Below are 8079 nucleotides of genomic sequence, written 5' to 3'. Positions count from 1 at the left end.
GCAGGGATACTTCTCATATATCTGATTTCTATTTAGTTTCAAATAAAATCTATGGTAGAAGTCTCTATAAATTTGAGAAAGTCATGAATCTATACATGATGTTAAATATATTGGGTTATAAAAGAGACAAGGGGTTCCAAAAAGAATATAGGAGGCTTGTTAGTGCAAATAGTGATGGACAGCATTTGGCGTATGCCTGCTATTGCAATTATTTTTTATCGGAAGATAAAGCTTTTACCGAAAAAGCTAAGGCGATATTTGAGTTTTTAAATATAGATACTTGCGTTGATCGTATTACTTTTACTATCAATAATGTTTAAGAGTCCATAGATTAAGTATAACTTTCAAATCCAATAAATAGCTGCCAACAATGGCATTTATTTTTTTCGTTGGAGTCTTCCTTTGCTTTATTCCTTCTAACCAAAAAAAAGGCCACTCCTTAAAGAGTAGCCTTTTATCAATTATTCACTAATTTGTATTAACTCACTTCTTTCATCGCTTGCTTAAGCATCGGTTTCAAGAACTCACCCGTATATGAGCCTTTGACTTCCGCGACTTCCTCAGGTGTGCCTTCAGCGATAATCATGCCACCACCTTTACCGCCTTCAGGACCTAAATCAATCACCCAGTCGGCAGTTTTTATAACGTCAAGATTATGCTCAATGACTACGATGGTATTACCTTTATCGCGTAGCGCATGCAGGATATTAAGCAGCTTATTGATATCATGGAAATGCAAACCAGTGGTCGGCTCATCTAAGATATACAGCGTCTGTCCAGTATCACGTTTGGCAAGCTCACGCGCCAGTTTCACCCGCTGCGCTTCACCACCTGATAACGTTGGTGCAGACTGACCCAAGCGGATATAGCCAAGACCAACATCCATCAATGCTTGCAAACGACGATAAATCGCTGGGATAGCTGAGAAGAACTCTGTGGCATCTTCTACGGTCATATCGAGTACGTCAGCAATGCTCTTGCCTTTATAGTGAATCTCTAAAGTCTCGCGGTTATAGCGCTTGCCTTCACAAGTATCACACGGCACATACATGTCGGGCAAAAAGTGCATCTCAACTTTGATCAGGCCATCACCTTGGCACATCTCACAGCGACCGCCTTTAACGTTAAAGCTAAAGCGACCAGGTTTATAACCACGGGCACGTGCTTCTTGCGTCTGTGCAAACATTTCACGCACTGGTGTAAACACGCCCGTATAAGTCGCTGGGTTTGAGCGCGGTGTACGACCAATCGGGCTTTGATCGATATCGACCATTTTATCCAAATGCTCCAGACCGCTGATGCTGTCATGTTTATCGGCAATAAGCGTTGAGGCGTTATTCAATTGCGTAGCAGCGATAGGCATCAAGGTACGGTTAATCAAAGTTGATTTACCAGAGCCAGAAACACCAGTGATACAAGTCATGATACCGACCGGTAAGCTCAAATCCACATCTTTTAGGTTGTTACCTGACGCGCCTTTTAGCTCAATCGACATTGGTACTTGTTTGGGCTTAGCTTTACCTTTGACTTCCATATCGATGGTTTTGGCTTTATGGCGAATGGTTGGAATCTCGATTTTTTTCTTACCAGACATATATTGTCCGGTGAGCGACCCTTTAGTTGCCATAATCTCATCGACCGTGCCTTGGGCGATGACGTGGCCACCATGCACACCCGCGCCGACACCGATATCGATGACGTGATCCGCTTGGCGAATGGCGTCTTCATCGTGTTCCACAACCAGCACGGTATTGCCCAAATCACGTAAGCGCGTGAGAGTTTTTAGCAAGCGATCATTGTCGCGCTGATGCAGGCCAATCGATGGTTCATCAAGCACATACATCACGCCCATGAGACCAGCGCCAATTTGGCTGGCAAGACGAATACGCTGCGCTTCACCGCCTGACAAGGTTTCAGCAGAGCGAGCAAGATTAAGGTAGTCAAGACCAACACTGACCAAGAAATTTAGACGCTCATTAATCTCTTTGAAGATTTTTTCAGCCACTTCACCTTTATGACCACCGATTTTAAGAGTTTGATAATAATCAGCCGCATCACCGATAGACAGCTTAACGATTTCAGCGATGGTTTGGTTGTCAACACGGACATTGCGCGAGATTTCATTCAGACGCGCGCCATCACAGACGTTACAAGTGGTATCCGCCAGATATTTCGCCAGCTCGTCACGGACAAGGTTGCTTTGAGTCTTGGCATAACGGCGTTCTAAGTACGGTAGCACCCCTTCAAATGGCACGGTTTTATTGGTTTTACGGCCGCGCTCATCAGTAAAGTTAAAGCTCAGTTTTTCTTTACCAGAACCATGCATGATGATATCTTGCTGCGTTTTTGGCAGCTCTTGCCACGGTGCATCCATATCGATTTTAAAATGATTACAAACAGTAGAGAGCAAACCGAAGTAATACGCATGACGCTTATCCCAGCCATTAATCGCTCCTTGATTGAGCGATTTTTCATGATGAGTAATCAGCTTTTCAGCAGAAAAATACTGACGTTTACCGAGACCATCACAACTTGGGCAAGCACCATATGGATTGTTAAAACTAAACATACGTGGCTCAAGCTCAGAGACCGCGCGATCACAGACGGGGCATGAGTGCTTCGCTGACATCACTTGATTGGCATCGCCGCCTTCTTTTGGATTGCCGTCCATGAAGTGTAGCGTGACCAGACCCTGACCTAAACGTAGGGCAGTTTCTAAACTTTCTGCAACGCGATTGCCCAAGTCATCACGGACTTTAAAGCGATCGACTACTACTTCGATGGTATGCTTTTTCTTTTTATCGAGTGTCGGTAGCTCGTCGGTATCATAAACATCACCATCGACGCGCACACGCACAAACCCTTGGCCAATCAATTGCTCAAGCAATACCGTGTGCTCGCCTTTACGCTCACGAATGACCGGCGCTAAAATCATAAGCTTGGTGTCATCTGGCAACGCCATAACTTGATCGACCATTTCGGTGACCGACTGCGCTACCATTGGCTCGCCGTGCTCTGGGCAATAGGGCGTACCGATACGCGCATAGAGCAGACGCAGATAGTCATAAATCTCGGTAATCGTACCGACGGTTGAACGCGGGTTATGGTTGGTCGATTTTTGCTCGATAGCAATCGCTGGCGATAAACCCTCGATACTATCGACGTCAGGCTTCTCCATCTGTGAGAGGAATTGGCGTGCGTATGCCGACAAGCTCTCGACATAACGACGTTGCCCTTCTGCGTAAAGCGTATCAAATGCCAATGAGGATTTACCAGAGCCTGATAAACCCGTAATCACCACAAATTTATCTCGTGGAATATCTAAGTCGATGTTTTTTAGATTGTGTGTACGTGCGCCGCGTATTGCAATATGGTCGTGTGCCATCGGTGATAGGTTTCCTATTTGATAAAGTGTATATAGTCAAATTCTATATAAAGCGGATACGGTGTCAGCCTCGATTAATCTACTAGTAGTACTTTTACTCGTCTTCTTTGTATCCAAGTTATTTTGAATAGACTATAAAACCAAATGTTTGAAATTTAAAAGGTTGATAAATATTGACTAAAGCTTTGTTTTAGACTGAGGTTTGGCTACAAAAGATAGCTGATCATTAAAATAGCTGTTTTTTAAATTAATATTGCTTTATAAAAAATGTGCCGTTTTCATAAAGTATTTTCACACAGCAATATTAATAACGGTTTATATGAAATATTAGGTTTAATACTTGAAATTGGTAAAGATAATCTAATCTAAGGGGTTCACTAATATGAGTGGCTGGTTATAGCTTGAGCTAATTTCTGTCATCTTATAAACACCATTCTATAAAATAACTTTATCTTAAGATTTTTAAGTCAATAACCTGTGCAACGCTTTACTTTATTGTCATGATAGCGGCATTATTCAAGGTACAATGCTGCAGAAGATGCACTTGGTAACAAAATTATTGGCTAAAGCCGGTAGCGTGAGCTGGTGTCAGATATGACGCTGAAGCAGTAAGATAAAAGTTTCGGCAAGCAAACGGCGAATGTCTTATACTAGGGGGCTTAATTGTAGGCTGAAGCTTCGATAGCGCCGTAATGATCCAAACAGAGCAGTAATGATATAGTCAGCTGAAATAAAAATGTTATATAAGTTTAAATACGCTACTGGGATGAATTTTACTTGCGTGCTGTGCCTACGCCGACAGAGGCTGCGCAAAATTCATCCCAGTAGCGCTATAACACTTTTGAAGCGTATCGACTATAAATAAATATTGCAACAGTGATAAACAGTAATGATGAACCAGTGAGGCAAGTATGAATAGCGTAGAAAAACGGGCAATCCTCGGGGTAGGTGGTATTTTTGCCTTGCGGATGATTGGTTTGTTTATGATTGTGCCAGTGTTTTCTGTGTATGGTGCTAATTATGCGCATGCGACGCCGTTTCTGATTGGTTTGGCGGTCGGTATTTATGGGCTAGGGCAGGCTATCTTTCAGATACCAATGAGCCTAGCAGCCGATAAATTTCCGCGTAAACCGATTATATTCTTAGGGCTTATCTTATTTGCCGTTGGCGGTATCATCGCTGCCAATGCGACGGATATTTATGAGGTCATCATTGGTCGGGCGCTGGCAGGCAGTGGCGCAGTCTCTGCGGTATTAATGGCCTTACTAGCCGATGTCACGCGCGAAGAGATGCGCACCAAAGCGATGGCGACGATGGGCTTAACCATTGCCACCTCGATCATGCTTGCTTTTGCCTTTGGACCTTTATTGGTTGGTTCACTGGGTATCTCTGGGCTGTTTTGGCTGACCTCAGGTTTTGCCGTTTTGGCCATGTTATTATTACTGGTCGTACCCACACCGCTACGAGTACTCAAGCATAATCTAGATAATAAGTCGATTGGCCAGCAATTGGCTAGCGTGCTAAAAATTGGTGACTTAAACCGTTTGCACATCGGTATCTTTGCCCTACATTTGACCATGACCGCGATATTTGTCATTTTGCCGCATCAGCTCAATGAAGTGATGGGATTGTCAGTACGCCAGCAAGGTTTGGTGTATTTACCACTGTTGTTTATTGGCTTTGCCGTGGCGATACCCTTTATTATCATCGCTGAAAAGAAACGTAAAATGCGCCAAGTTTTCTTAGGAGCGATTGCCTTGATGACCGCTGCCTTAGCATTGTTGGCGTTAGGTAGTCAGGTCGGCGTCGGCATTATATTAGGCTTACTGCTGTACTTTATGGGCTTTAACTTACTTGAGGCAACGATTCCATCATGGATATCTAAACGCGCGCCAGTCGCCAATAAAGCCACCGCCATGGGACTGAATTCATCGAGCCAATTCTTTGGCGCATTTGTCGGCGGGGCAATGGGTGGTTTATTATTAACGCAGCCAAACCTGCTGGCGTGGGGCATATTGGCTGTCATCATGGGTATCGCCCTGCTGCTTATTATTCCGATTGCCGATCCACCGTATTTATCAAGTACTACTGTGACGATTCCTAAAAACATCAATATACAGGACTGGTCACGGCAGATGCTGGCAGTAGAAGGCGTCGATGAATTGGTGGTCATGGCAAAAGAACAAGTGGCTTATTTAAAATTAGATAAAACGCAGTTGACTGATGTGTCGCGACAAGAGCTGTCGCATCTGGCACAAAGCCCTCTAGATATTTAGAAAAAAAATAGTTAAAGTAAAACCATATTACTGCTAGAATCAATGTGTCATATTAAATACTCGATTAAAGCTCGTAATTAAATTATTCATAAGTAAAAGGACGGTATTATGCGCGGTGTTAATAAAGTTATCATCATCGGTAACCTCGGTGCAGACCCTGAGGCACGTCAATTTAGTAACGGTGGCAGCGTAACCAATATTTCGGTTGCGACATCAGAACAGTGGACAGACAAGCAGAGCGGCGAAAAAAGAGAAGCAACTGAATGGCATCGTATTTCATTGTTTAATCGTTTAGGTGAAATCGCTGCACAGTATCTGCGTAAAGGCAGCAAAGTCTATATCGAAGGTAGCCTGCGCACCCGTAAATATCAAGATCCCAATGGACAAGATCGTTATATTACCGAGATTCGTGCTGAGCAAATGCAAATGCTAGATGGCGCATCTGGTGGTAGTAATGATGGTGGTGGTTTTGGGAATAATAACCAAGGTGGTCAAAACCAAGGCTATGGCAATCAGGGTGGTCAAAATAACTCTGGTCAGCAAGCAAACAATCAGCAGGGTGGCTATAATCAAGCTGGTGGTATGGCGCAACAAGGTGGGCAAAACGGTTTTAACAACCAAGGTGCACCAGCGCAGCAGAATCAATTTAATAAGCCAGCTCAAGCACCAGCACAGTCAAAGCCAACAGCGATGCCTGATGGTCCTGTAGATGATGATATTCCGTTTTAACTTATACAATAACAAGATGTTGTATTTATAACTATGTAGCTCATTGATAATAATATCATTGAGCTATTTTTATATCAAAAATATATTGTATTTGGATTTGATAACTTTGTATAATATTATTTATTGTATTTACTTAGAGTAGTAGCCTGATGTTAGTCTTAAAGAGAAAAGAGTTTATTGAGACAAGTGGTGAAAGGTTTTCTCTTCTTGTTGATGAGAATGGTATTCCCGACTTTTGGATAACGTTGTTCATGACTACTGTTGTACGATCTTATACACACTCAACTCAAAGAGCCTATATTAATCACTTGTACCATTTCAGTCTTTGGGAAGCGAAAATAAAAGTTCGTTTGTCTGATAGGATAATTACAGCATCAAAAAATAAAAATAGTAATAATATTCAGTTTTTCTCACATTCTGAAGTTCAATCAATTGCTGAGCATTGTAAGCTTCAAACAAAGACTGCTCGAAAGCTAAATGATTCGAATAATAAGGTAATTCAATTCAAGAAGCCTACATCTAAAGCACCATTAGCAACTGTATCCGTTGCCCAACAAAATCAAAGAATTAAAGTGGTTGCTGAATATTTCGAGTTCTTAGCAAATAATCTTCTCAGGAGCAAAAAAAGTTTCTCAAGCTATGTTGCAATCATTAAAGAAACTAAAGAGTGGCTTTTAAGTAAAAAGCCTAAAGGTGGTAGTCGTAGAACAACGTTTGATCCTGATGCTAAAGCCCCACCTCCAGAAGTGTTTTTTGAGGTTATGGAATTGGTAAGGCCACTCAACCACAAGAATCCTTTTACCGAGTTAGTCAAAAATCGGAACTACCTCTTATTCAGATTGCTGTATGAAACTGGTCTGAGAAGTGGAGAGATCCTTCAGCTAAAAATAACTGATATTAAGTTCTCTCAAGACCTAATCGAAATTCGTCGTAGACATGATGACCTTGAGGATACTTATAGGTCAATTGAGCCTAATGCTAAAACTCTTGAGCGCGATATCCCTATAACATCTGAACTATCTGAAGAGATTAGATCATACGTTATTCAAGAACGTCCGCTTATTAGTAATGCAAATAAGCATAGTTTCTTATTCGTATCTCATAAAGGGACAAGTTCTGGAAATCCTATTTCTCTTATACAGTTTTCAAAAATTGTTGAAAAAGTTGCAGAGGATGAAAATTTAGCTGACTTCATCAAAAAGTATGGATTTAAAGGTGCAAAGAGAATAACTAGGCATGGTTTTAGGCATGATTTTAACAATCGGCTATCGATTAGTATTGATAAGAACAATGAGAAGGCAAGAGAAGAAGGGCGGTTACATGATGTCATCTCAGAAAAGAAAGAACTTGAAAATAGAATGTATCTTATGGGTCATAAAAATGAAAGTTCTTCGAGTATTTACAACTTGAGGCATACTAAAAAACAGGCTGAATCACTATTATTGCAAGAAATGCAAAAGATGGATTTTCTTATTAACCCTAAGGATGATTAACTGAGATGAACACCGCTGAAGTATTAAATAATTATGTAGAAGATCTTGAGAGGTCAGACTCCTTTATTATTAGATCTAAATCAGGCTATGAATCAAATTTTCAAGATGTTGTTTGGAAACTGGATAATTCGTACAGTATTAATTGGGGTAATGTAGGAAATGTTTCAGGTAGTGTTCTACAAGGATTTAAGCTTAC

Annotated in this window: 5 protein-coding genes and 1 pseudogene; 5 read left to right on the top strand and 1 reads right to left on the bottom strand. The window is 41.5% G+C overall.

What is annotated here, in order from left to right; translation table 11 throughout:
- Window positions 1–320, top strand: a pseudogene (locus ACT3TU_RS13100) (hypothetical protein); the annotation flags it as partial.
- A gap of 158 nt (window positions 321–478) precedes the next feature.
- Here ACT3TU_RS13100 and uvrA read toward each other — a convergent pair.
- Window positions 479–3385, bottom strand: coding sequence for an excinuclease ABC subunit UvrA (gene uvrA / locus ACT3TU_RS13095; RefSeq protein ID WP_192523823.1), 2907 nt, complete (start codon window positions 3383–3385; stop codon window positions 479–481).
- Between the two features lie 911 nt (window positions 3386–4296).
- Here uvrA and ACT3TU_RS13090 point away from each other — a divergent pair.
- The 4 genes from ACT3TU_RS13090 to ACT3TU_RS13075 all read left to right on the top strand — a co-directional run.
- Entirely contained in the window at window positions 4297–5661 is a 1365-nt protein-coding gene (locus tag ACT3TU_RS13090; RefSeq protein ID WP_192523824.1) for an MFS transporter, read from the top strand.
- 108 nt (window positions 5662–5769) lie between these two features.
- Window positions 5770–6390, top strand: coding sequence for a single-stranded DNA-binding protein (gene ssb / locus ACT3TU_RS13085; protein ID WP_192523825.1), 621 nt, complete (start codon window positions 5770–5772; stop codon window positions 6388–6390).
- Window positions 6391–6539: 149 nt separating this feature from the next.
- Window positions 6540–7883: a site-specific integrase gene (locus ACT3TU_RS13080; protein WP_186473812.1), complete on the top strand. Its 1344-nt coding sequence runs from the start codon at window positions 6540–6542 to the stop codon at window positions 7881–7883.
- A 5-nt stretch (window positions 7884–7888) separates the two neighbouring features.
- Window positions 7889–8079 (top strand): hypothetical protein (locus tag ACT3TU_RS13075; RefSeq protein ID WP_444784469.1); only part of this gene is annotated, 191 nt, incomplete at its 3' end.

The sequence above is a fragment of the Psychrobacter sp. AOP3-A1-26 genome, from assembly GCF_052378235.1.
Classification (GTDB): domain Bacteria; phylum Pseudomonadota; class Gammaproteobacteria; order Pseudomonadales; family Moraxellaceae; genus Psychrobacter.
The sequence above is the reverse complement of the archived record's forward strand: the minus strand, read 5'-3'. Positions and strand labels throughout refer to the sequence as shown.

Excerpts from the sequence above, each read along its gene's own strand:
- ACT3TU_RS13090 (WP_192523824.1), top strand. The coding sequence starts at position 4,297 with ATGAATAGCGTAGAAAAACGGGCAATCCTCGGGGTAGGTGGTATTTTT.
- uvrA (WP_192523823.1), bottom strand. The coding sequence starts at position 3,385 with ATGGCACACGACCATATTGCAATACGCGGCGCACGTACACACAATCTA.
- ssb (WP_192523825.1), top strand. The coding sequence starts at position 5,770 with ATGCGCGGTGTTAATAAAGTTATCATCATCGGTAACCTCGGTGCAGAC.
- ACT3TU_RS13080 (WP_186473812.1), top strand. The coding sequence starts at position 6,540 with ATGTTAGTCTTAAAGAGAAAAGAGTTTATTGAGACAAGTGGTGAAAGG.